This window comes from Amycolatopsis pittospori, assembly GCF_013870525.1.
Lineage (GTDB): Bacteria > Actinomycetota > Actinomycetes > Mycobacteriales > Pseudonocardiaceae > Amycolatopsis > Amycolatopsis pittospori.
The window spans coordinates 1-22,045 of the sequence record NZ_JACBXD010000076.1; the positions used below are offsets into that span (position 1 = coordinate 1).

13 protein-coding genes are annotated in these 22,045 nt (G+C 67.4%); 9 read left to right on the top strand and 4 right to left on the bottom strand.

Annotation, left to right across the window (positions count from 1 at the left end; genetic code table 11):
- Window positions 1-1,149, top strand: a 1,149-nt coding sequence (locus tag H5J31_RS31055) for a TreTu family toxin (protein WP_207899076.1), incomplete at its 5' end; no start/stop codon positions are given.
- Entirely contained in the window at window positions 1,146-1,472 is a 327-nt protein-coding gene (locus tag H5J31_RS31060) for a hypothetical protein (protein ID WP_181776225.1), read from the top strand. The genes H5J31_RS31055 and H5J31_RS31060, both read left to right, overlap by 4 nt.
- Window positions 1,473-1,575: 103 nt before the next feature.
- Here H5J31_RS31060 and pip read toward each other — a convergent pair whose 3' ends face one another.
- The 3 genes from pip to panB form a co-directional block, all read right to left on the bottom strand.
- Window positions 1,576-2,535: a prolyl aminopeptidase gene (pip, locus tag H5J31_RS31065; protein WP_181776226.1), complete on the bottom strand. Its 960-nt coding sequence runs from the start codon at window positions 2,533-2,535 to the stop codon at window positions 1,576-1,578.
- 89 nt (window positions 2,536-2,624) lie between these two features.
- A complete protein-coding gene (locus tag H5J31_RS31070) occupies window positions 2,625-3,599 on the bottom strand; it encodes a right-handed parallel beta-helix repeat-containing protein (protein WP_181776227.1) in 975 nt (324 codons plus the stop codon).
- A gap of 329 nt (window positions 3,600-3,928) precedes the next feature.
- Window positions 3,929-4,804 (bottom strand): 3-methyl-2-oxobutanoate hydroxymethyltransferase, encoded by an 876-nt coding sequence (panB, locus tag H5J31_RS31075; protein WP_181776228.1) that lies wholly within the window; start codon window positions 4,802-4,804, stop codon window positions 3,929-3,931.
- A gap of 255 nt (window positions 4,805-5,059) precedes the next feature.
- On the opposite strand from panB, the gene lysX reads away from it, so the two are divergent.
- Complete coding sequence (lysX, locus tag H5J31_RS31080) at window positions 5,060-8,377, top strand: bifunctional lysylphosphatidylglycerol synthetase/lysine--tRNA ligase LysX (RefSeq protein ID WP_181776229.1); 3,318 nt, start codon at window positions 5,060-5,062, stop codon at window positions 8,375-8,377.
- Between the two features lie 60 nt (window positions 8,378-8,437).
- Here the strand turns inward: lysX and H5J31_RS31085 are convergent, their stop codons facing one another.
- Entirely contained in the window at window positions 8,438-9,673 is a 1,236-nt protein-coding gene (locus H5J31_RS31085; protein WP_181776230.1) for a cytochrome P450, read from the bottom strand.
- Window positions 9,674-10,158: 485 nt separating this feature from the next.
- Between H5J31_RS31085 and H5J31_RS31090 the strand changes: the two genes are divergently transcribed.
- Genes H5J31_RS31090 through H5J31_RS31115 form a run of 6 tightly spaced genes read left to right on the top strand, consistent with a single transcriptional unit; the run spans window position 10,159 to window position 22,028 of the window.
- On the top strand, window positions 10,159-11,805 hold the full coding sequence (locus H5J31_RS31090) for a condensation domain-containing protein (protein ID WP_181776231.1): 1,647 nt from the start codon (window positions 10,159-10,161) through the stop codon (window positions 11,803-11,805).
- Between the two features lie 40 nt (window positions 11,806-11,845).
- Complete coding sequence (locus tag H5J31_RS31095; RefSeq protein ID WP_181776232.1) at window positions 11,846-15,196, top strand: non-ribosomal peptide synthetase; 3,351 nt, start codon at window positions 11,846-11,848, stop codon at window positions 15,194-15,196.
- Window positions 15,193-18,780: a type I polyketide synthase gene (locus H5J31_RS31100; RefSeq protein WP_181776233.1), complete on the top strand. Its 3,588-nt coding sequence runs from the start codon at window positions 15,193-15,195 to the stop codon at window positions 18,778-18,780. Before H5J31_RS31095 ends, H5J31_RS31100 begins: the two co-directional genes overlap by 4 nt.
- A complete protein-coding gene (locus H5J31_RS31105) occupies window positions 18,770-20,080 on the top strand; it encodes an MFS transporter (protein ID WP_181776234.1) in 1,311 nt (436 codons plus the stop codon). Before H5J31_RS31100 ends, H5J31_RS31105 begins: the two co-directional genes overlap by 11 nt.
- Window positions 20,077-21,324 (top strand): cytochrome P450 family protein, encoded by a 1,248-nt coding sequence (locus H5J31_RS31110; protein WP_181776235.1) that lies wholly within the window; start codon window positions 20,077-20,079, stop codon window positions 21,322-21,324. The genes H5J31_RS31105 and H5J31_RS31110 overlap by 4 nt, the downstream gene beginning before the upstream one ends.
- Window positions 21,321-22,028, top strand: coding sequence for a thioesterase II family protein (locus H5J31_RS31115; RefSeq protein WP_181776236.1), 708 nt, complete (start codon window positions 21,321-21,323; stop codon window positions 22,026-22,028). Before H5J31_RS31110 ends, H5J31_RS31115 begins: the two co-directional genes overlap by 4 nt.
- Window positions 22,029-22,045 lie beyond the last annotated feature (17 nt).

Sequence of the window (22,045 nt, forward strand, 5' to 3'; positions counted from 1 at the left end):
AAGGCCGCGGCCGCCGCTGCGCGGGGTGCCGCGGAGAAGACCGCGAAGCGCAACCCGATCCCGACGTTGAAGGCGGCGTTGAAGCCGGTCTTCAAGGGCACGGACCTGGTGTCGTCGTCGCCGTTGACGCCTGCTCGGGTGGTGCAGTCGTTCAAGGCCAACGTGCAGGATTCCGGCCGGGTGTTCGACTTCTTCAAAAAGCAGGTGGTCGGGGACGGGAACGTCATCCAGAACGTCGCCGAGACGGTGACGGCGGTGTCGGAGATCGCCCAGTCCGGCGCTACTCCTGAGGATGCTCTTGGCGTGCTTGGTGGTTTCGCCGGGCGCAACAAGGGGCGGGGTAAGCACCACGACGAGTCGTCCGGTGGGGCGGATCCGGGTTGTGTCAGGAAGAACAGCTTCGATCCGAGCACTTTGGTGGTGATGGGCGACGGGTCTCGTAAGCCGATCAAGGACGTCAAGGTCGGGGACAAGGTCCTGGCGAAGGATCCGACGACGGGGCGTTCGGCTGTTCGTGTGGTGACGGATGTGCGGTCGCATGCGAGTCAGCGGACGTTGGTCGAGGTCGGTGTCGCGAGTGGTGCCGATCGTGGGTCTGTGGTGGCGACGGATGAGCATCCGTTCTGGGTGGCTTCGGAGAAGCGGTGGTCGAACGCTGTTGATCTGAAGGCCGGCCACCGGTTGGAGACCGGGGATCATCGGGATGCGACGGTCACGGGGACGCGGTCGTGGTCGGAGACGCGGCAGGTCTACAACCTGACCGTCGATACCGACCACACGTACTACGTTGTCGCAGGTCAGACACCTGTCCTCACGCACAATGAGAGCTGCACTGTGGGACGATGGATGTCGGAGGGAGAGCATCAAAGGATGGTAGACACCGGGATGGTTCAGGCCGGAAGTAGTGGTACTTCGACTTACGTCGCCAACCCCGCTGATCCTGATGCGTATCGGAAGGAAGCTGCCCCGGGATCGATTTATGTTGAGTTTGATGTACCGTGTTCCTGCTTGAAGAAGGCTGGTAAACCCGGGTGGGCCCAGATTCCAGGTCCGGAACATCCTATCTACTCGAAGCTTAACGAGAAGCGTGGCCTTCCGAAGCCGGAGATGCCCCGTTTTGAGAATCTTAGGATTGTTGATAGAAAATGAAAAACTCTCTTCCGTATTTGCTTGAAGTCAAGCTTGGCAAGATGCGTCCTGCGATTGAAGAATCGGGCTTGGTGGTCGAAGTCTTCGACTCCTTGAAAGGGCTGGAAAAGAATTCCTTCGGTGTCTATGTTGGAAACGGAGACAAGGGCTTCTATTTAACCGTTTGGGGGTCGGGAGAAATGCAGGTTTCAACCATTGACTACAATTCGGATTCCGAGCCGCGCGAGAAGTACTCCCGCGATGTGGCGGCTAGTCAGATAGAATCAGAGATTCAAAGATTGATGGAATGGGTGTGCGGCACTAAGGGGGCTGGAGAGGGCTGACGTGCAAGGCTGGGATAAATCCACCTGTTCCATGCGGAATTTTGCAATTATTCAGCGTGACTCGCCTGCTTGAAGACGTCGAGGAGGAAGTCGGTGATCTCGATCAGACTCCTCGGAAAGAGTCCGTCGCGGCCCGGATCGCGGCCAGCATCCCCGGATCCGTAACCGCATGGCCTGCCGCCTCCACCAGCTCCAGCTTCGAGTCCGCCCAGGCCTGATGCAGTTCGTAAGCCGTCACTGGCGGGCACACGGCGTCGTATCTCCCCTGCACGATGACACCCGGGATCCCGGACAGCTTCCCGGCTTCCCGGATCAGCTGCCCGTCCTCAAGCCAAGCTCCATGGCAGAAGTAGTGCAGCGCCAGCCGCGCGAAGGTGACGGCGAAGTCCGGCGACGCGTACTGGTTGTGGAACGCCGGATCTGGCCGGAGGCAGACTGTCGCGCCTTCCCAGACGCTCCAAGCGACAGCCGCGCGTTCCCGGATCGCCTGATCGGGGTGATAGACGAGTTCGCGGTAGGCCGACATCGGGTCGTCGCGGCGCTCTTCGGGGATCGGTGCGAGGAACGCTTCCCACTCACGGGGGAAGAGGTTCGCGGCGCCGCCGCCGTAGATCCAGTCGAGTTCACTGCGGCGGACGGTGAAGACGCCGCGGAGGATGAGTTCGGTGACCCGGCTCGGGTGGGTTTCGGCGTACGCGAGCGCGAGGGTCGCGCCCCAGGAGCCACCGAAGACCTGCCATTGCTCCAGATTCAGCCGTTCGCGCAGCTTTTCCATGTCCGAGACGAGGTGCCAGAGGGTGTTCACCGACAGGTCGACGTCCGGTTCGCTGATGTGCGGCGTGCTCTTGCCGGTGCCGCGCTGGTCGAACAGGATCACGCGGTAGGCGTCGGGGTCGAAGTGCCGCCGGGCCATCGGCGAAATGCCGCTACCAGGGCCTCCGTGCAGGACGACCACCGGTTTTCCGTCCGGGTTCCCTGCCTCCTGGCAGTAGATCCGGTGCCCGTCGCCGACGTCGAGCATGCCCTCGGCGCGTACGTGGATCGGCGGGTACAGGTCGTCCATAAGGACACTCTGCCTGAATCGGCGAGTGTCCGAAGGGTGGGGGCCCGCCCCCGCCGCCGGGCTGAGCGGGCCCCCGGTCTTCGGTCGCGTCAGCAGCCCGTCGTGGCGGCCACGTTCGCGAATCCCTTCCCGGCACCGGTCACCTTGTTGCTCGCGCAGACCTTGTTCCCCGTAGCGGCCTTCACGAGATAGAAGCCGTACGCGTAGCTGGACTGCACGTCCGCGGTGTTGCCGGAGAAGGTGTTGTTGCGGCCCCAGCCGTCGAGCTGGACATGGACCTCGAAGCCGCCGTAGGTCGCGTTGTGCACGAAGACCTTGCTGCCCCGGTTGTCCGCGACCACGTAGTTGTTGCCCTTCATGTCCACCCAGCTGTCGGCGAAGTGCTCGCCGCTCTGCCCGGTCCCGTCGAAGACGTTGCCGCGCAGTTCGCCGCCGGTGGTGCCTTCCTTGATGTCGATCGACTCGGCCCGCACGTTCGGGCCGATCTTGTTGTTCAGCGCCTTGTTGCGGTCGCTGCGGTCGGGTGTGCCGCCCGGCCAGTTGCCGTTCGCGGAGCCGAAGTAAATGCCTTCGCCGTAACCCGCGTACTCGCGGCCGGTGTCGGTGACCTCGGAGTTCTTCACGACGTTGTCGGTGCTCGTGTACTGGAAGTGGATGCCCTCGTGGCCGACACCGGTGACCTTGACGCCGTCGACGACCGTGTTCTTGACGCCGGTCGCCATCAGCCCCTTCTGGCCACCTGTGATGGTGAAGCCGGTCAGGTTCCAGTAGCTACCGGTCAGTTCGAGGGTGCGGCCGGCGGAGGCCTTGATGACCGCGCTCCTCGGGCCCTTCAGTGTGATCCGGCTGCTGGAGGTGCCGCTCTTCGCCGCCTTGAAGTTCCCGGTGAAGGTCGTGTCGGCCGCGAGCTCGATGATGGTGCCGGAGGTGACCGAAGCGAGTGCCGCCGACAGCTCCGCCGAAGTCCCTACGCGGACTGTCGCAGCCTGTGCGGGGTACGCCGCCAACGTCGCCAGCATGGCGGCACCGGTCGCGATGGCCAGGACCCGCTCACGAACACGCATCCGTTGTCCTCCTCGTCGAGGGATCGAAGCTCAGTCGTGGCGGCGACGGGCTAGACGTTAAGCCTCTTTACGAATGCGAGTCAAGGACATGATTGAAGTTCATATATGTGAACAACTAAAGGAGGGTGGGCCGCCCCGAAAAGAGAGCAAGGGACCTTTGCTATCGCTTTGGGTCGCGCTCTGTCCGTGAAGGCCTCCTTCCCTACCGTGAGAGTAGGGAAGGAGGCCTTCACGGACGTTCGGGCTGCGAGTGGTCAAGGCCGTCAGACGTGACGAGCGCGAGAAGAGAGCAAAGGTCCCTTGCTCTCTTTCTACAGGTCGGGGCCGCGTCAGTCGTGGAAGGAGTGCTCCGCGGCCGGGAATTCGCCTCGCCGGACGTCTTCCGCGAACGCGGTCGCGGCGCCCGCGAGCACCCCGGCCAGATCGGCGTACCTCTTCACGAACCGAGGTGCTTTCCCGCGCCGAAGCCCGGCCATGTCCTGCCAGACGAGTACCTGCGCGTCGCAGTCCGGACCGGCGCCGATGCCGACGGTCGGGATGGTCAGTTCGTGCGTGATCCGCTTCGCGGCTTCGGCGGGCACCATCTCCATGACGACCGAGAAGGCGCCGGCTTCTTCGAGAGCCGATGCGTCGGCGAGCAGCGCGTCGGCCGCTTCACCGCGTCCCTGGACTCGGTAGCCGCCCAGATTGTGTTCACTCTGCGGAGTGAATCCGATGTGTCCCATCACCGGGATGCCGGCCGACGTCAGTGCCTCGACGTGGGGTGCGAACTTCCGTCCGCCTTCGAGCTTCACCGCGTGCGCGCGGCCTTCCTTCATGAACCGCACCGACGTTTCCAGCGCCTGCTGCGGCGAGAGCTGGTACGAGCCGAACGGCAGGTCGGCCACGACCAGTGCCCGCTTCACCGAGCTGGTCACCGCGCGGACCAGGGGGAGCAGCTCGTCCACGGTCACCGGAAGTGTCGTGTCGTAGCCGAAGACGTTGTTCGCCGCGGAGTCCCCGACGAGCAGCACGGGAATGCCGACCTCGTCGAACAGTGCGGCGGTGTACATGTCGTAGGCGGTGAGCATCGGCCAGGTTTCGCCGCGTTGCTTCATCTCGCGAAGGTGATGAACCCGGACTTTCTTCCCCGGCGCGGCCTGGGGCGCGGCGCCGGTCCCGTATGGGGCGGTGAGTTCGCCGGTGTCCTTTTCGGTGGCAGACATCCTTGTCGACCGTCCTTCCCTCGAGGCCTCGAAGAGGTCCCCGGGTCGTGGAGCTGAACAGTTCAAAGCGTGACACGCGGGGATGAGGCCCCCAAGGCCCTGCGACCAGCTTCACACCGCGGTGTCGGCGCAGCGTCACGCCCGCGGATGACGAAATTGAGACCAGAGGATGATGATCGTTGACAACCACACGGGGTTGTGTGACGTCAAGTAATAGCAGCTGTCGATCACCTGTGTGTACCGCGAAAGGCCAGAATGGGAAACCCAGCGAGCCGTGTCTCGCCGTGGAAGGCGAGGGCGGGCGGCATCGTCGCCACCCTCGTGCAGCTCGCGGCCGTTTTCTCGGTGATCCTCCTCCTCGTGGGCGGCGTGAAGGGGCCAGTGCTCAAGGCCGGCGACATCGCCTTCTCGGCACTGAGCATTCCGACGAACGCGAGTCTCGTGATCGTCCTGCTGCTCGTCGTCCTCGGCGCCGCGCTCCGCCGCCGTAAACGCGCCGCGCTCTACACGCTGCTGCTGTTCCAGTTCGGCGGACTGGCGGTGACCCTGGCCTTCCAGGCCGCCCTCCTGTGGTGGCCCGAGCTGCTGAAACTCGGTCCGTGGCAGGTCCGGCACATCCCGCACCAAGTGTGGGTGCTGGCCATCGCCGACCTGATCTCGATCGGCATGATCGGGCTCCTCTGGATCCTGCGGCCCGCGTTCCCGGCCCGGCTCGCGCCGAGTGCCTGGCGCGACGGCCTCACCATGCTGTTCGGCGGACTGGCCGCGGTCATCCTCGTCGGCTGGGGCCTGAGCGAGGCCTTCCCCGGACGTCTCGCCGACACCTGGGAGCGGTTCGCGTGGGTGGTCAACCACACGACCGGCGAGAACATCCAGCTGCGTCGCGTCGGAATCGGCGAGGGACCCGCCTGGCTCGATCTCGTCCTCGACCTCAGTGCGACCGCTGTCGCGACGGCTGCGCTGTACACACTCTTCCGCGGCGTACGCAGCCGTCGCTTGAGGACGGACGAAGAAGAACTACGCGTACGCCGCCTTCTCGCCGAACACGGCGAAGACGACTCCTTGGGATATTTCGCCACTAGGCGGGAGAAGAGCGTCGTCTTCTCGCCGAACGGCCGCGCCGCCGTGGCCTACCGGGTACTCGCCGGCACCAGTGTCGCGAGTGCCGACCCCATCGGCGACCCCGACGCCTGGCCCGACGCGGTCCGCGCCTGGCTGAACGAAGCACGCACTTACGGTTGGACGCCCGGCGTGCTCGGCGCGAGCGAACGCGGCGCGAAGGTGTACGCCGACGCGGGTCTGCGCGCGCTGGAAATCGGCGATGAAGCGGTCCTCGACGTCCGCGACTTCAGCCTCGCCGGTCCTGAGCGCCGCTCGGTCCGGCAAGCGGTCAAACGGATCGAGCGAGCCGGATACAGCACGAAAGTCCGGCGGCACAGCGAAATCCCGGCCGACGAGATGGCACAGCTGCTGCTGCAGGCGCAGCAATGGCGCGGCGCGGAGACCGAACGCGGCTTCTCGATGGCGCTCGGCAGGCTCGGCGATCCGAGCGACGGCCGCAGTGTGATGGTGGAGGCTTACGACGCCCGAGGCGAGCTTCGCGGCATGCTGTCGTTCGTCCCGTGGGGTCGCCGAGGCCTTTCGCTGGATCTGATGCGGCGTGACCGGGACGCCGAAAACGGGCTCAATGAATACATGATCGCCGAGGTCGTGGCGGCGAGTTCGCATCTTGGCGCGCAACGGATTTCGCTGAACTTCGCGATGTTCCGCGCCGTCTTCTCCGAGGGCGAGCGGATCGGTGCCGGGCCGGTGCTGCGTGCCTGGCGTGGTGTCCTCAGCATGGCGTCGCGCTTCTTCCAGCTGGAATCGCTCTACCGGTCCAACGCCAAGTACGGACCGGATTGGGAACCGCGGTTCCTTTGCTACTCCTCGGCCCGCCGGTTGCCGCGGGTCGGCATCGTCGCCGGCGCACTCGAAGGATTCGTCCCGACAGGACGGTCGGGACGGGCGCTGAAACTGGAGACCGTCACCGACGAGTTCGTCGCCGAAGTCCACCGCATCGAGGCGAACGCGGCCACTCCGGCGCCGAAACAGGTGCGGCGTCCGGAGCAGGTCCGCGTGCGGATGGCGAAGCTGGATCGCTTGCGGGAAGCCGGAATCGATCCGTATCCGGTCGGTTTCGCCCGCGAGGATCTGCTCGGCGAGGTCGTCGCCAAGTTCGGCGACCTGGGCCCCGACAGTCACACCGGCCACCGAGTCCGTGTCGCCGGCCGGGTGCTCGCGATGCGCAACCTCGGCGGGCTCTGTTTCGCGCGGGTCAAGGACTTCAGCGGCGAGATCCAGCTGATGCTCGACGCCACGGTGCTCGACCTCGGCGGCTGGCGGCACGGGGTCGATCTCGGTGACCACGTCGGCGTGAGCGGGCAGGTCGTGACGTCTCGGCGTGGCGAACTTTCCGTGCTCGTCGACGAGTGGACCGTCACGGCGAAGAGCCTGCATCCGTTGCCGGACAAGCGAAAGGGCCTCACCGACCCGGAGACGCGGGTGCGTCAGCGCTACCTCGACCTCGCGGTGAACCCGGATTCGACGGCGATGCTGCGGATGCGCTCGACCGTGGTGCGCGCGGTGCGGGAGCGGCTGCACCAGGGCGACTACCTCGAAGTCGAGACGCCGATGCTGCAGACCGTGCACGGCGGCGCCAACGCGCGCCCGTTCGTCACGCATATCAACGCCTACGACATGCGGATGTACCTGCGGATCGCGCCCGAGTTGTACCTGAAGCGGCTGTGCGTGGCCGGGGTCGAGCGGGTTTTCGAGCTGAACCGGAACTTCCGCAACGAAGGTGTCGACGCGACGCACAACCCCGAATTCACCATGTTGGAGGCATACCAGGCGTACGCCGACTACAACACGATGCGGACGTTGACGCGGGAACTCGTGCAGCACGCCGCCGAAGCCGCGTACGGCGCTCAGGTCGTGCGTCGGCCCGGTCCGGACGGGACGGTCGTCGAGTACGACATCTCCGGTGACTGGCCGGTGATCCCGGTGCATGAAGCCGTTTCCGCGGCGCTCGGGGAGAAGATCGACGCGGGCACTTCGGTCGACGAGCTCCGCCGGTTGTGCCGCGCGGCCGGGGTGCCGGTGAACGAGGAGGCCGGTCACGGCGATCTCGTGCTGAAGGCGCATGAGCACCTCGTCGAGGGTGCGACCGTACTGCCGACCTTCTACACCGATTACCCGACCGACGTGTCGCCGCTGACCCGGCAGCACCGGGTCGATCCCCGGCTGGCCGAGCGCTGGGACCTGATCGCGTTCGGCTCGGAGGTCGGCACGGCGTACACCGAACTGACCGACCCGCTCGAACAGCGGCGGCGGCTGGAGGCCCAGTCACTGCGCGCGGCGAGCGGGGACGTCGAGGCGATGGAACTGGACGAGGACTTCCTGCTCGCGCTCGAACACGGCATGCCCCCGACCGGCGGACTCGGCATCGGCATCGACCGATTGCTGATGATGCTGACCGGGGCTTCGATCCGGCAGACGGTGCTGTTCCCGTTCGTCCGGCCTCAGGGGTAGCAAGGGACCTTTGCTCTCCTCGTGCCCGCTGACCTGCGGAAAGAGAGCAAGGGACCTTTGCTATCGCTTGACGGCGGTGATCGGCACCCGCTTGTACCCGGACACGAAGTTCGACGTGATCCGCTCCGGTTTGCCCGCCGGTGCGAAGTCGTGGAACCGGCTCAGCAGTTCCTCGAACAGGATCCGGATGCTCATCCGCGCCACGCTGTGCCCGACGCAGTAGTGCGGCCCGATGCCGAACGCGAGGTGCTTGTTCGGTTTGCGCCGGATGTCGAAGGTGTCCGCGTCCGGGAACTGTTCTTCGTCGCGGTTCGCCGAGCCGAGCCAGACGACGACCGCGTCGCCGGCGGCGATCTTGGTGTCGCGCAGGACGACGTCTTCGGTGGCGTAGCGCAGCATGTGGTTGACCGGCGATGACCAGCGCAGTGCCTCTTCGACGGCGGTCTGCCCGGCCTCCGGATGCCGAGTCCAGTCTTCGAGCACACCGGATTCGATGAACTCCGCGAACACGAAGTTCGGCGCGTGCGGCGTGGTCACGTTCGCGCCGAGGAGCAGGCTGTAGCAGTTCGCCACGATCTCGCTCGACGACATGTGCCTGCCCTCGAACTCGGTCGAGATCAGCACGCTGAGCAGGTCGTCGCTGAGGTGGTCGCGCCGGAACGACACCAGGTCCTGGAAGTAGACGAACAGTTCCCGGTGCGCGGCGGCGAGCGTCGCGTCCTTGCCGTCCGCGATCTGGAACTCGGGATCGTCGGCGGCCACACAGGCGCTCGTGAGCTTCGTCAGCCACGGCCAGTCCTCTTCGGGCAGACCGATCATGCGCCCGGTGACCGCCATCGGCATGGTCATCATGGCCTGCGCGAAATCGAAGACGCCGCCATCACCCAGTGGGGTGATGAGATCGAGCACCAGCTCCCGGACCATGTCGCGCTGCTTGTCCACCGCGCGGACCGCGAGCGCCTTCTTCAACCGCGCCTGCATGATCGTGTGCCGCGGCGGGTCGGTGACGACGAGTTGCTTGCCGCCGGCCGGATCGTCCATGCCGAGCAGTTCGAGCATGGTGCCGCGTTCGGAGGTGAACAGTTCCGTGGTGCGCATGACGAAGTCGGTGTCGGCGAACTTCACCACCGACCAGAAGCCGCGATCGGCGTCGACCTGATGCCAGGTCAGCCCGTCCTGTTCGCGCAGTTCACGCCATATCGAATGTGCGTCCCCGTCGGCGTACAGGAATGGGTCGACCAGGTCGGCGCCACCGAAATGCACCGGACAACCCCTGGTGGTGTCCTCGACCGTCATGCGCGCGTTCCCTTCATTCCACGACGAACCGCGATGCTTTATCCGCACCCGAACGGCACAGTGATTACGTACGCCGAACACCTCAGTCGCCATTGCGCCCAATGGGCTAATGAATAAGAGGGCGACAGGTCGCTCAAATGGAGGAGGCCGGACATCCTTGTGCGGCCCTTCCTTTGACAGCGCAACACTTTACCAACAGCACTTTGCTGCCCGTGTTGCTTCAACCCCAGATGTCGGCCGAGTCAAGCACGCGTGTTCGAGCAGTGTCAAGGGTGTCCGAATCACTGCTTTCGTCGTTCAGCGGTGGGAAGTCCACGAATGGACGAGTTGACAGTCCCAGCAGTGCCCTCGTAGCGTCGTGATGGCAAATGGGGGTTCGATTTCTGGGGGGAATTCAGCCACCGCGTGAATGTGGTTCCACTTTTCCGCTGTGCCTTTATTCCTATTGTTGATGCTGTTCACCGACCGGGGGAAGCGGCAGAATAATGCCATCTGAATCGGCCAGTCTCTGGCATGTCGCCACGCCCACCCAGCAGGGCATTTGGATCGTCGACCGGATCGACCGGCTGCGGCCGACGTACCTGATCCCGTCGGTCATCGAATTCACTGGACCGCTCGACCACGCCGTGCTGGCGGACGCCGTCAGCACGGCTTTGGCGCGGCATCCCGCCCTGTGTGCGCGATTCCGGCTCGAAACCACCCACCGCCGGGTGGAGTACCGGACCGACGGCGAGCCCGCGGAGGCCGGTTTCCTCGACGCCGTGGAGGAGGACTGGACCACTGACGAGCTGAAGCGACTCGTGGAGGTTCTCTGCTACACGCCCTTCGATCTCGGTGACGAGCCGCCGGCGCGAGCGGAGATCATCCGTGTGGGCCCGGAAACGACGCTCTTCGTGCTGACCGTGCACCACATCGTCTTCGACGCCACGTCGCGGAAGCTGCTGCTCGACGAGATCGGCGAGCTCTATCGCGGTGCGCTGGCCGGCGAGGAAGTGCTGCTCCCCGAACCGGTCCACCCCGCGCTGGTGCAGGTACCGATCCCGGAAGGCGAGCTCGCGCCCCGGATCGCGGAAGCCGTCGAGCGTCTGCGGGGCGCTCCGACCACGGTGGACCTGCCCTACGACCGCCGTCCGGACGCCGAGCTGTCCATGATCGGCGCCGACGCCCGCACCGGTTTCGACGCCCACGTCTCCGCGCAGGTCCTGGCGGCGGCCGCGGAAGCCGGCTGCACCGCGTTCATGACCGGCGTCGCGATCCTCGCCGCGACCCTGGCGCGCCGAGGCGGGCAACGCGACTTCCTCTTCTCCGTGGTCTGGCCCGGCCGCGACGACCCCGTGTCCACGGGCGTCGTCGGGATGTTCATGTCCACCCTCGTCCTGCGGATCCGCCTCGACGAGAAGACGACTTGGCGCGAACTCCTGCGTGAGGCCAGGAACTCCGGCATGGAGACGTTCATCGACGCCGACGTCCCGTTGGACGCGCTCGCCGCGGAACTGGACGACGAGCGCGACGTCGGCAGGCTGCCGCTGACCCCGGTTCTGGTGAACCTCGCCGAAGTACCCGCGCCCTTCGACCTCGCGCCCGGCGTCGTCGGCCGGTTCAAACCACTGGAACCCCAGTACAGCAAGTGGGATCTCGCGTTGTTCGTGCACGTCACGGCGGACTCCCGCTTGGAACTGACCCTCGATTACCCCGCCGATCTCTTCACCGACAAGACGATCGACGGCCTGCTTCTCGATCTGCGGCGCGGTGTCGCGGATCTCGCCCGATCCCCGGAGGAAACCGTGCTCAAGCCCGCCACCGAAGCCCTCGACCTCGAAGACCCGGCCGTGCGCCTCGACCTCGTCCGCGGCGTTTGGAGCGAGGTGCTCGACAACAAGGAGTTCGGCGACGACGTCAGCTTCTTCGACGCCGGCGGCGATTCGCTGCGCCTGGTGGTGCTGGTGGAGAAGCTGCGCGAGGTGTCCGGCCGGATGGTGAAGACGGTCGACCTGTTCCGCGCCGGAACCGTGCGCGGGCACGCCGATCTGCTGGTCAACGCGGAGAAGAAGCAGGCAGGCGGTGGACGCGGCAGCCGTGAGCGCCTGCTCGGCGCCGTCCGCGAACGGCGCGCGGTCGAACCGCAGTCCTGACCCCGGACCAGCCAGCCCATCCTCGCGACCGGAGTGAGCCATGACGTTCAACGAGTACGCCGCCGCCGTCCTCGGCCAGGACATCGAGGCCGGCACCTTCGCCACCACCAGTTTCGTCGGCCTCGGCGGGGATTCGCTGCGCGCACTGAAGCTCGCCGCGATCACGCAGGAGAAGCTCGGGCTGCGGATCCCGGTGGCCGCGCTGCTGAGTGACATCCCGGTCGCCGACGTGTTCGCCGACGCCGTCCCCGTCGGCGGGCACGTCCGCGGGGGAGCACTTCCGGACGAAGCGGTTTCCCATGCCCAACGCGGTATGTGGCTGATCGAGCGGGTCACCGGGGGATCGCCGTACAACCTGGTCTTCACCTGTTTCGTGGAGCGCGGGACGCTGGTCCCGGAGCGGTTCGAGCGTGCTGTCGCGCGGACCGTGTCCAGGCATCCAGGACTGCGCACGGTCTACCGGGGCGACGGGGACGACGTCGTACCCGAGGTGCTCGACCCGCACTCCCCGTCGATCGAGATCCATACCTGGGACGGGGAAGCGGGAGAGTTCGAAGAACGCGTGCGTTCGCTCGCGGCCCGGCACGGACGGCGCCCGTTCGACCTGGCCGACGCCCCGGCGTACCGGTTCCTGCGGGTCGAAGGCACCGCGGGGGGTCAGGCCGTCGTGCTGGTCGCGCACCATATGGTGCTCGACGGCTGGTCGGTCGGCCTGCTGCTGAACGAGGTGTTCGCACAGTACGACGCCCTGGCCACCGGGGCGACCGAGACCGCAGGGGAGCCCGGTGTGTCTCCCCGGGTTCTTCTGCGCCATCAAGAGGAAGCCCGCGCCGGCGGGGAATGGGACCGGCAGGCGGAGTTCTGGATCAAGCACCTCGACGGGGTGCCGTCGATCCTGGAACTCCCGTCCGACCGGCCGCGTCCCCCGATCCAGGACGCGGCGGGCGCGCGGAGACCGGTCGATTTCGGCGCGTCCGCGAGCGCGGCGGTCTCCGAACGGGCCCGCGCGCTGGGCATCACGCCGTTCGCGTTCCTGCTCGGTGCCTTCGGTTTGGCACTGAGCCGCTGGACCGGGGCGCGTCATCTGCTGGTCGGCGTGCCGCTCACCGGCCGCGGAAGCGCGGATCTCGAAGAACTCGTGGCGGTGGCCGGGAATCTGGTCCCGGTCCGGATCGACGTCGCCGAAGACGCGAGCGTCGCGGAGTACCTGCGTTCGGTGCACCAGTCGCTCGGGCAGAGCATCGACGCGGGCGACCTGCCCTTCGACGAACTGGTCACCCGGCTCGGGGTCGAACGCGCACTGGGCTGTCACCCGCTGGTCCAGGTGTCGTTCGGCATGCATGATCAGCTTGTCCCGCAACGGATCACGACCTCGGACGCCGCGCTGCGCGTCGAAGAGGGCCATGGTGGTGGCGCGCAGTTCGACCTCTCGCTGCTGATCGGCCGGTCCGAACCGGCGCTGGGCGGTCATCTCGAATACGCGACGGCGGTGTTCGGTTCCGCCGACGCCGAAGGGTTCGTCGCCGACTTCCTGGCCGCTGCCGAACAGCTCGCCGCCGCCGGTGACGTCGCTGTCGAGGAGATCCGGTGCCTGTCGCCGGAGCGGCGGGCGCTGCTCGACGGCATCAACCAGACCCGGGAGGATTTCCCGGCCACGTCGATCGACGAACTCTTCCGCGACGTCGTGCGCCGGAACCCGGACGCGATCGCGGTGCGGGAAGGCGAAGTCCAGCTGAGCTACGGCGAACTCGCCGCGGCCGCCGCACGTCAGGCGCAGCTGCTGCGTCTGGCCGGTGTGCTGCCCGGTGACCGCGTGCTCGTCGGGCTGGACCGGTCGGTCGCCGAAGCCGTCGCGGTGCTCGGCGTCGTCTGGGCGGGCGCGGCCTACGTCGGTGTCGATCTGAACGTTCCTGTCGAACACTCGGCCAAGATCGTGAAGTCCGCCGCTCCCACCGCGGCGCTCGTTCCCGCCGGGCATTCCGAACGCCTTCGTGAACAAGGGATCTTCGTGGTGGACTCCTGGGAGCAGTCCTGGGATGAGCGGGAAACCGTCGAGCCGCCGGTGGATCCGGACACGACCAGGCTCGCGTATGTCGCCTTCACCTCCGGCTCGACCGGACAGCCGAAAGGCGTCTGTGTTCCGCATCGCGCGATCGTCCGGCTGGTGCACGAGGCGGATTACGTCCGGCTCGGCCCGGAAGAGCGGGTGCTGCGGCTCTCCCCGCTCGCGTTCGACGCGTCCACTTTGGAGCTTTGGGGCGCGCTGCTGACCGGGGCCACGCTCGAGGTCTACCCGGCGGGCCTGCCGACGCCCACCGAACTCGGCGAATTCCTGCTGGACAACGAAGTCACCGTCGCCTGGCTCACCGCCGGCCTGTTCCGCCTGGTCGAGGAGTTCGCGGGTGACGCGTTCGCCGGACTGCGGCAACTGCTCTCCGGCGGCGACGTCGTACCGCACGAACACGTCGCCCGGGTGCTGCGGCGATTCCCCGGCCTGGTCATCACCAACGGCTACGGGCCGACCGAGAACACCACCTTCACCACGACGTATTCGGTGACCGACGCCGACGAGGTCGACGGTCCGCTGCCGATCGGCACGCCGTTGCCCGGGACGCGGGTGTACGTCCTGGACTCACGCCATCGGATCGTGCCGCCGGGTGCGGTCGGCGAGCTGTACACCAGCGGACTCGGCCTCGCCGACGGCTATCTCGGCGACGAGGCGGAAACCGCTCGCGCGTTCGGCGAGTTCTCGCCGGACGTACCGGAACGCCTGTACCGCACCGGGGATCTGGTGCGCATCGACACGCGGGGCCGGGTCCGGTACCTCGGCCGTCGCGACGACCAGGTGAAGCTGCGCGGCTACCGCGTCGAACTGTCCGCGATCAGCGACGCGCTCACCGCGGACCCGCGCGTGCAGGACGCCGTCGTCGCGGTCACCGACGGGGACAGCGCGGAGAAGCGGTTGATGGCCGCTGTCGTCCCGGTACCCGGCACCACCTTCGGTACCGCGGAGCTGCGCGATGTCCTTTCAGGACGGTTGCCGACCTACATGGTCCCGACGCTGTGGGCGCTGGTCGAGCGGATCCCGGTGACGGGCAACGGAAAGGTCGACCGCCGCGCCCTGGCCGCGATCGCCGTCCCGGCGACCGCCGCCCCGAAACGGGAGAACGACCTCGGCCCGGCGATCGCGATGTTCACCGAGGCGATCGGCGAACCGGGTGAGGCGATCACCCCGGAGACCGATTTCTTCACCGTCGGCGGGAATTCGATGGCGGCCATCCGGCTGGTGACGCTGGCCAAGGAACGGACCGGGGCGATCCTCAAGGTCCGTGACTTCCTGCGCGACCCGACGCCGGAAGGCTTGGGCAAACTGCTCGCGAGCGCGTCATGACCGCGGCCAAACAGGAGCCGATCGCCGTCATCGGCATGGCGTGCCGCTATCCGGGCGCACCCGACCTCGGCCGGTTCTGGTCGTTGCTGCGCGGGGGAGCGGAGGGCATCAGCCGGCTGGATCCGGAGGACATCCTCGCCGGCGGCGGTGACCCGGATCTGGTGCGGCGCCCGGAATTCGTCCCGGCGATGGGCCTGCTGACCGGGACCCGCGGGTTCGACTGGACCTACTTCGGCTACAGCCGGGCGGAAGCGGCGAGTATCGATCCGCAGCAGCGGGTCTTCCTGGAATGCGTGGTGGCGGCGCTCGACGACGCGGCCGTCGACCCGGCCCGCTTCCCCGGCTGGATCGGCGTGTACGGCGGGGCCGACCAGGTCACCGCCGAGCCGGACGGCGAACTCGGCGAGCTCGCACGTTACATCGGGCTCGGGCCCGACTTCCTGGCGACGCGAGTGGCCTACAAACTCGGCCTCCGCGGCCCCGCGGTCACCGTCCAGACGGCGTGCTCCACCTCGCTGACCGCCGTGCACATGGCGGCCGCGAGCCTGCGTGGCGACGAATGCGACCTCGCGCTCGCGGGCGGTGTCGCGGTCATCGGCGACGGCGAACGCGGCTACCTGCACGAACCCGGCGGGATCCTGTCCCCGGACGGACATTGCCGCACGTTCGACGAACAGGCGGGCGGCACCGTCCCGAGTGAAGGCGTCGGCGTGGTCGTGCTCAAGCGGCTGGCCGACGCGCGGCGCGACGGAGACCGCGTGCTCGCGGTGATCCGCGGTTCGGCGATCAACAACGATGGCGCGGAGAAGATGGGTTACACCGCGCCTTCGGTCGAGGGACAAAGCGAACTCATCCGCTACGCGCAGCAACTGGCCGGCGTCGACCCGCGCGACATCGGGTACCTGGAGGCGCACGGCACCGGCACCCGGATCGGTGACCCGATCGAGGTCCAGGCGCTCACCGACGTCTTCCAGGCGGAGACCGACGCCGTCGGCTGGTGCCGGCTCGGCGCGGTCAAGAGCAACCTCGGCCACACCGGATCCGCCGCCGGTGTCGCGGGCCTGATCAAGGCCGTGCTCATGCTGCGGTATCGGGAACTGGTGCCGTCGGTGCACTTCAGCCGACCGAATCCCTTGCTGGAGCTGGACTCCACGCCGTTCGTGGTGAGCACGCGCACGGAACCGTGGACCGGTCGCGAAGGCAGGCTCGCCGGCGTCAGCTCTTTCGGTGTCGGCGGCACCAACGCACACGTGATCCTCGAAGAGGCGCCGACCAAGACGGCATCGCCCGTGCGCGGCGGACGTCGCGTGCTGACTTTGTCCGCGGCGGCGCCGGAAGCCCTCGGCCGGATGCGCGCGAACCTCGCCGAGCATCTGCGCACCACACCGGACCTGAACCTGCCCGAGGTCGCCGCCACCCTGGCGTCGCGCCGCGTCTACCAGCACCGGCAGACCGTCGTCGCGGACGACACCGCCGAGGCTGCCGCCCTGCTCGCCGCGCCGGGGGCGTCCGTGCCCGGAACGCTCGACAAGGTCGCGTTCGTCTTCCCCGGGCACGGCCTGCTGACCCATCCTGCAGGTGCGGCGGCCCACCGGCTGCTGCCCGGATTCCGGGACGGTTTCGACGAAATCCGTGACCTCGTAAGGGAACGGCACGGACTCGACCTTTCACCGATCGTCGCCGAGGACGCCGATCCGGCCTGGTTCTCCCAACTCGTGCCGCATCAGGTCGGGCTGTTCGCCGTCGGCTACGCGCTGGGCAAACAGCTTTTCGAGCTCGGGATCCGGCCGTCCGCCATGCTCGGCAACAGCATCGGCGAGTACGCGCCCGCCGCGCTGGCCGGCGTCTGGGCGCTGCCGGACGCCGTGGATCTCGTCCACCTGCGGGCTTCCGCGATGCTGGCCACGCGTCCCGGCCGGATGGCCGCCGTCGGCGCCGATGCGGACGACCTCGCGAATCGCTTGGTACGCGACGGGTTCGGCGAACTTTCGCCGGCCGTGCGCGGTCCAGGCCGCGTCGTCGTCTCGGGTCCGGAAGCGGAGATGACCCGGCTGCTCGACGGCGACACCCTCGCCGGGCTCGACGTCCGGATCCTCGACATCCCGCGCGCCTTCCACAGCACGCTGATGAATCCCGCTGCGGACAAACTGGCCGAAGCCGTCGCCGCCGCGCCGAACTCGGTGCCGCGGATCCGGCTGGTGTCCAACACCTCGGGTGACTGGGCGGATCCGGAGTCGTTACGTGGCCCCGAATACTGGGCCGGGCAGTTGCGCAGTCCGGTCCTGCTGGAGGCCTGCGCGGGCACCCTGCTCGCGTCCGACTGCGACACCTTCCTCGAACTCGGGCCGGGAACTTCCATGCTGGCCACACTTCGCCGTCACGCGGGCTGGAAGCCAGGCCATGTCACCGTGCCGCTCTTGGGACGGGCCGAGGACGGCGAACGCGGTGTGCTGCGAGCGCTCGGTTCACTGTGGGAACGCGGTGCGGACGCCGTCACCGGGCTGCTGGAGAAATCCGGTCACCCGGTCTCGCTGCCGACTTATCCCTTCAGTGACGAGGCACCGGAACTCGCTGCCGCGCGCCGGAGGCCGGCACCGGCCAAATCCACTATGGACAGACCCGGTGAGTCCACGGTGGAGCAACTGTGGTGCGCCGCGCTCGGTGTTCCCTCGGTGGACGCTGCGGACGACTTCTACGCCTTCGGCGGTGAATCGCTGATGGCGGTGAACCTGATGTCGAAGATCCGTGAGCGCACCGGCGCGTCCGTGCCGGTGGCCGAGTTCGACGAGGAAGCCACCTTCGGCCGCCTGTCACGGCTCGTCGCGGAACGTACGACGGATTCGGGGCCGCGGCACGCCGTCGACGTCGTCACCTTCCACGAAGACGGTCCTGGGCGCCCGCTGATGCTCATCGCGGATTCCGCCGGCAGTGCGCTCAGTTATCGCGCGCTCGCCGAGGAACTGGCGGGATCGCGGCCGGTGTACGGGCTCGAAATCGCGGTCACCCAAGAGAAAAGCATCGACACGATCGCCACCCACTACGTCGACGCGGTCCTGCGGACACAGCCGTCCGGGCCATACGTCCTCGGTGGCTGGTCGTTCGGTGCGGTGCTGGCGCACGAGGTCGCACGGCAGCTGATCCGGCGAGGCCACGACGTCGACACGGTGATCGGCCTCGACGGTTTCGTGCAGGGACGGCGTGATCTGCCGATGGCCGTCCACCCCGATTTCCTGCTGAGCCACGGGCGGACCCTGGTCGACGCGGCCTTCGGGTTCGGCGTCGTCGGCCGCGAGGTGCGGCGTAATCCCGCGTTGCGCACCCAGTTGCTGGGCAAGGCACGCGCGCTCGTGCCGTACCGGCCCCCTTTCGTTCCCGCCAGGGCCTTGGTGTTCCGGGCGGGTTCGGACCGGCGAGGGGCCGCAAGGCTCCGAGCTCGTCTCGCCCCGCTGTACGGCGGCGGAGTTCAGGTGCTCACCACCCCCGGCGATCACTGGTCACTGCTCACGCAACCCCATGTGGGCGCCCTCGCCCGCGAACTGCACGGCGCTCTCGCGGGCGCCGAGAGGATGGATCATGTCGGCTGAATCCACAGCGACGAGTCAACCCACCGTCACGGCGGCGCCGGAACCCCCGGTCCGGGAGAAGCCGCTCTTCCGCAACCGTGATTTCCAGGCCATGTGGATCAGTCAGTTCTTCGCCGCCTTCGGCAAGGAAGCGGCGGAGATCGCGTACCCGCTGCTGATCCTCGCGACCACCGGATCGGCGACCTACGCCGGTGCTGTCGGCGCGGTGCAACTGGTGGTGGCCGGGGTGATGTCCCTGCCGGGCGGCAGCCTGACCGACCGGTTCAACCGCAAACTGATCATGATCGTCTGCGATCTGGCGCGGTTGGCGCTGCTGACGTTGTTCGCGGTGCTGGTGATGAGCGACGGCGTCAACATCTGGCTCACCTTCGCCATCGTGATCCTGTCCGCCGCCTGCCTCGGCGTGTCCAACCCGGCCGGGATGGCGGCGATCAAACAGCTGGTGCCCGCGTCGCAACTGACGCAGGCGACCGCGCAGAACCAGATCCGGTTCTTCGGCGCGACGGTCGCCGGCCCGCCCGTCGGCGGTGCGCTCTTCGCCCTCGCCCGGGCACTGCCGTTCTTCGCGGCCGCGCTCTCGTTCCTCGCGTCCGCGCTGATCCTGGTGCTGGTCAAGAAACCGACCCAGGCACCGCGGACCGTCGAAACCAAGGCCGCGCCCAAGGGCAGCATGCTCGACGGCTTCAAGTTCATCGTCAAGCAGCCGATCATCCTGACTCTGGTGCTGTGGGCGATGGGGTCGAACATGGCCTTCAACCACTCCGGGATGTTCCTCGCCCTGATCGCCACCGCCCAGGACCGCGGCGCGTCGGAAGCCCTGATCGGGACGACGCTCGCCATCGCGGGCGGCGGCGGACTGACCGGCGCGCTGCTGGCCGGGATCGTCCTGAAGTACGTTCGCCCGCCGGTGATCATGGCCTACGCCATCTGGATCGGCCCGGTCGCCGCGGTGCTGCTGACCTTCGTCCCCGGCACGTTGCCGCTGGGCATCATCGTCGCCTGCATCTTCCTGCGCGCCGGTGTCGTCGGCGCCCTGATCTACGGCTACATCGCCGCGCTCGTCCCGGACAACCTGCAGGGCCGCGTCATCGGCGCGGTGATGTTCGTCGGCATGATCGCCCAGCCGATCGGCATCTTCGCCGTCGGCGCGATCTTCGACCTGGCCGGGCCGACGTGGGTCTTCGTCTTCATGGCCGTCGCCGGGACCCTGTTCGCCCTCCCCACCCTCAGCAAGCGGATCCGCACCCTGCCCGCCCCTGAAGAACTCGCCAAGCAAACGACTTCGGAGGATGGAAAATGAGTCTGGAAACCCCTGAGCAGACCTCCGCCCCGCTTCCCGCCGAGTTCTGCACCCACCCCGGCCCGAACCCGTACGAGGGATACGCCGAGGTCCGGGGCACCTGCCCGGTGCGGCAGATCGAATACCCGCCGAACTCCGAGGCGTACGTCATCGCCGACTACGAAACGGTGAGCAAGGGATTCGCCGACCGCCGGCTGTCGAAGAGCGTCGACCACGCGCCGGGCTGGTTCCGGGAGGCGCTCGAACAGAGCAGCCCGATCCTGATCAAGAACATGCTCACCGCCGACCCGCCGAAGCACACCCGGCTGCGCAAACTGGTCGGCAACGCGTTCGTGCCGCGGCGGATGAACGAACTGCGCCCGCGGATCCAGGAGATCACCGACGACCTGATCGACGCGTTGCCCGACGAAGGCGTCGCCGATCTCTACAACGACTTCGCGCTGCAGTTGCCGATGCGGGTGATCTGCGAATTCCTCGGCGTCCGCATCCAGGACTGGCCGCTGCTGCACGACTGGGGAATGGTGCTCAGCAACGCGCCGTACCTCGACGAGGAAGGCAACCGCCGGCTCAAGCAGGTCAGCGACGACGTCGAGAAGTACCTGCTGGACCTGATGGCCGAGCGGCGCGCGGATCTGCGCGAGGACCTGGTCAGCGTCATCCTGAAGACGGCCGACGCCGACGAGGCCTACAGCGACGAGGAGATCGTCTCCACACTGATCCTCCTGATCATCGCCGGTCACAAGACCACCGCGAACCTGGTCGGCAACGGGATGCAGGCGCTGCTGCGGCATCCGGACCAGTTCGCGATGCTGAAGAACGACCCGGACCTGGTGGCGACGGCGATCGAGGAGTTCCTGCGCTTCGAAGGTCCGGTTTACCGTGCGCCGCAGCGGTTCGCGGCCGAGGACCTGGAGCTGTGCGGACAGCGGATCGGCAAGGAGAGCGTCGTCCACCTGCTGATCAACTCGGCCAACCACGATCCGGAGGTGTTCGAGGATCCGGAAAAGCTGGACATCACGCGCAAACCGAACCGGCACCTCTCGTTCGGGGTCAACGTGCACTTCTGCCCCGGCGCCCCGCTTTCGCGGGTCGAGGGCGCTGTCGCGTTCACGACACTGTTGCGGCGGCTGCCCGGGCTGAGTCTCGCCGTGGCGCCGGAGGATCTGCCGTGGCGGTTCGACAACTCGGCGAGCCGCGGACTCGAACGGCTGCCGATCCGGTACGACCGGAAGCTGCCGCGATGACCTTGTTGGTGTGCCTGCCTTTCGGCGGCAGCGGCGCGGCGTTCTTCCACCCGTGGTCGGCCTTCGCCACCGACGGTCTCGAAGTCGTGCCGATGCGGCTGCCCGGCCGGGAACGGCTGATCGACGTCGAGCCGTATCGCACGGTGAAGGACGCCGTGGACGCGTTCGTCGAAGATCTGGCCGACGTGGCCGACGGGCAGGACGTGGTGCTTTTCGGGCACAGCGTCGGCGCCGTCCTCGCCTACGAACTCGCGCACCGGCTGGCGCCTTCGGTGTCCGTCCGGCATCTGTTCGTCAGTGGGTCGCCCGGACCCAGTACCGAACGGCCGCACGAGATCCGCGCGTCCGTCCGGGAAGACGACGACGCTTTCCTCGCGCAGGTCCAGGTTCTTTCCGGGCATGTCGATCAGGCGCTGTACCACCCGGATCTGCGTGAACTGCTGCTCCCGGCGTTGCGCGCGGACGTGACCATGCACGAGAACTACGTCCCGAGCACCACCGAACCCCTCGCCGTGCCGATCACGGCGTTGCGCGGCACCGGCGACGAACTGGTTGCCGTGGAAGACATCCGCGAATGGGCGGCGTTCACCTCCGCCGGATTCGCAGCCGTCGAACTCCCCGGCGAACACATGTACGTGGTCGATTCCGGGGAAGCCGTGATGAATCTGATCCAGAACGCGATTCGTTCCGATAGCGTTGTGTGAGCACCTGATCGCTCGCC

Coding starts and splice junctions, on each gene's coding strand:
- H5J31_RS31060 (WP_181776225.1), top strand. CDS start 1,146: ATGAAAAACTCTCTTCCGTATTTGCTTGAAGTCAAGCTTGGCAAGATG.
- pip (WP_181776226.1), bottom strand. CDS start 2,535: ATGGACGACCTGTACCCGCCGATCCACGTACGCGCCGAGGGCATGCTC.
- H5J31_RS31070 (WP_181776227.1), bottom strand. CDS start 3,599: ATGCGTGTTCGTGAGCGGGTCCTGGCCATCGCGACCGGTGCCGCCATG.
- panB (WP_181776228.1), bottom strand. CDS start 4,804: ATGTCTGCCACCGAAAAGGACACCGGCGAACTCACCGCCCCATACGGG.
- lysX (WP_181776229.1), top strand. CDS start 5,060: ATGGGAAACCCAGCGAGCCGTGTCTCGCCGTGGAAGGCGAGGGCGGGC.
- H5J31_RS31085 (WP_181776230.1), bottom strand. CDS start 9,673: ATGACGGTCGAGGACACCACCAGGGGTTGTCCGGTGCATTTCGGTGGC.
- H5J31_RS31090 (WP_181776231.1), top strand. CDS start 10,159: ATGCCATCTGAATCGGCCAGTCTCTGGCATGTCGCCACGCCCACCCAG.
- H5J31_RS31095 (WP_181776232.1), top strand. CDS start 11,846: ATGACGTTCAACGAGTACGCCGCCGCCGTCCTCGGCCAGGACATCGAG.
- H5J31_RS31100 (WP_181776233.1), top strand. CDS start 15,193: ATGACCGCGGCCAAACAGGAGCCGATCGCCGTCATCGGCATGGCGTGC.
- H5J31_RS31105 (WP_181776234.1), top strand. CDS start 18,770: ATGTCGGCTGAATCCACAGCGACGAGTCAACCCACCGTCACGGCGGCG.
- H5J31_RS31110 (WP_181776235.1), top strand. CDS start 20,077: ATGAGTCTGGAAACCCCTGAGCAGACCTCCGCCCCGCTTCCCGCCGAG.
- H5J31_RS31115 (WP_181776236.1), top strand. CDS start 21,321: ATGACCTTGTTGGTGTGCCTGCCTTTCGGCGGCAGCGGCGCGGCGTTC.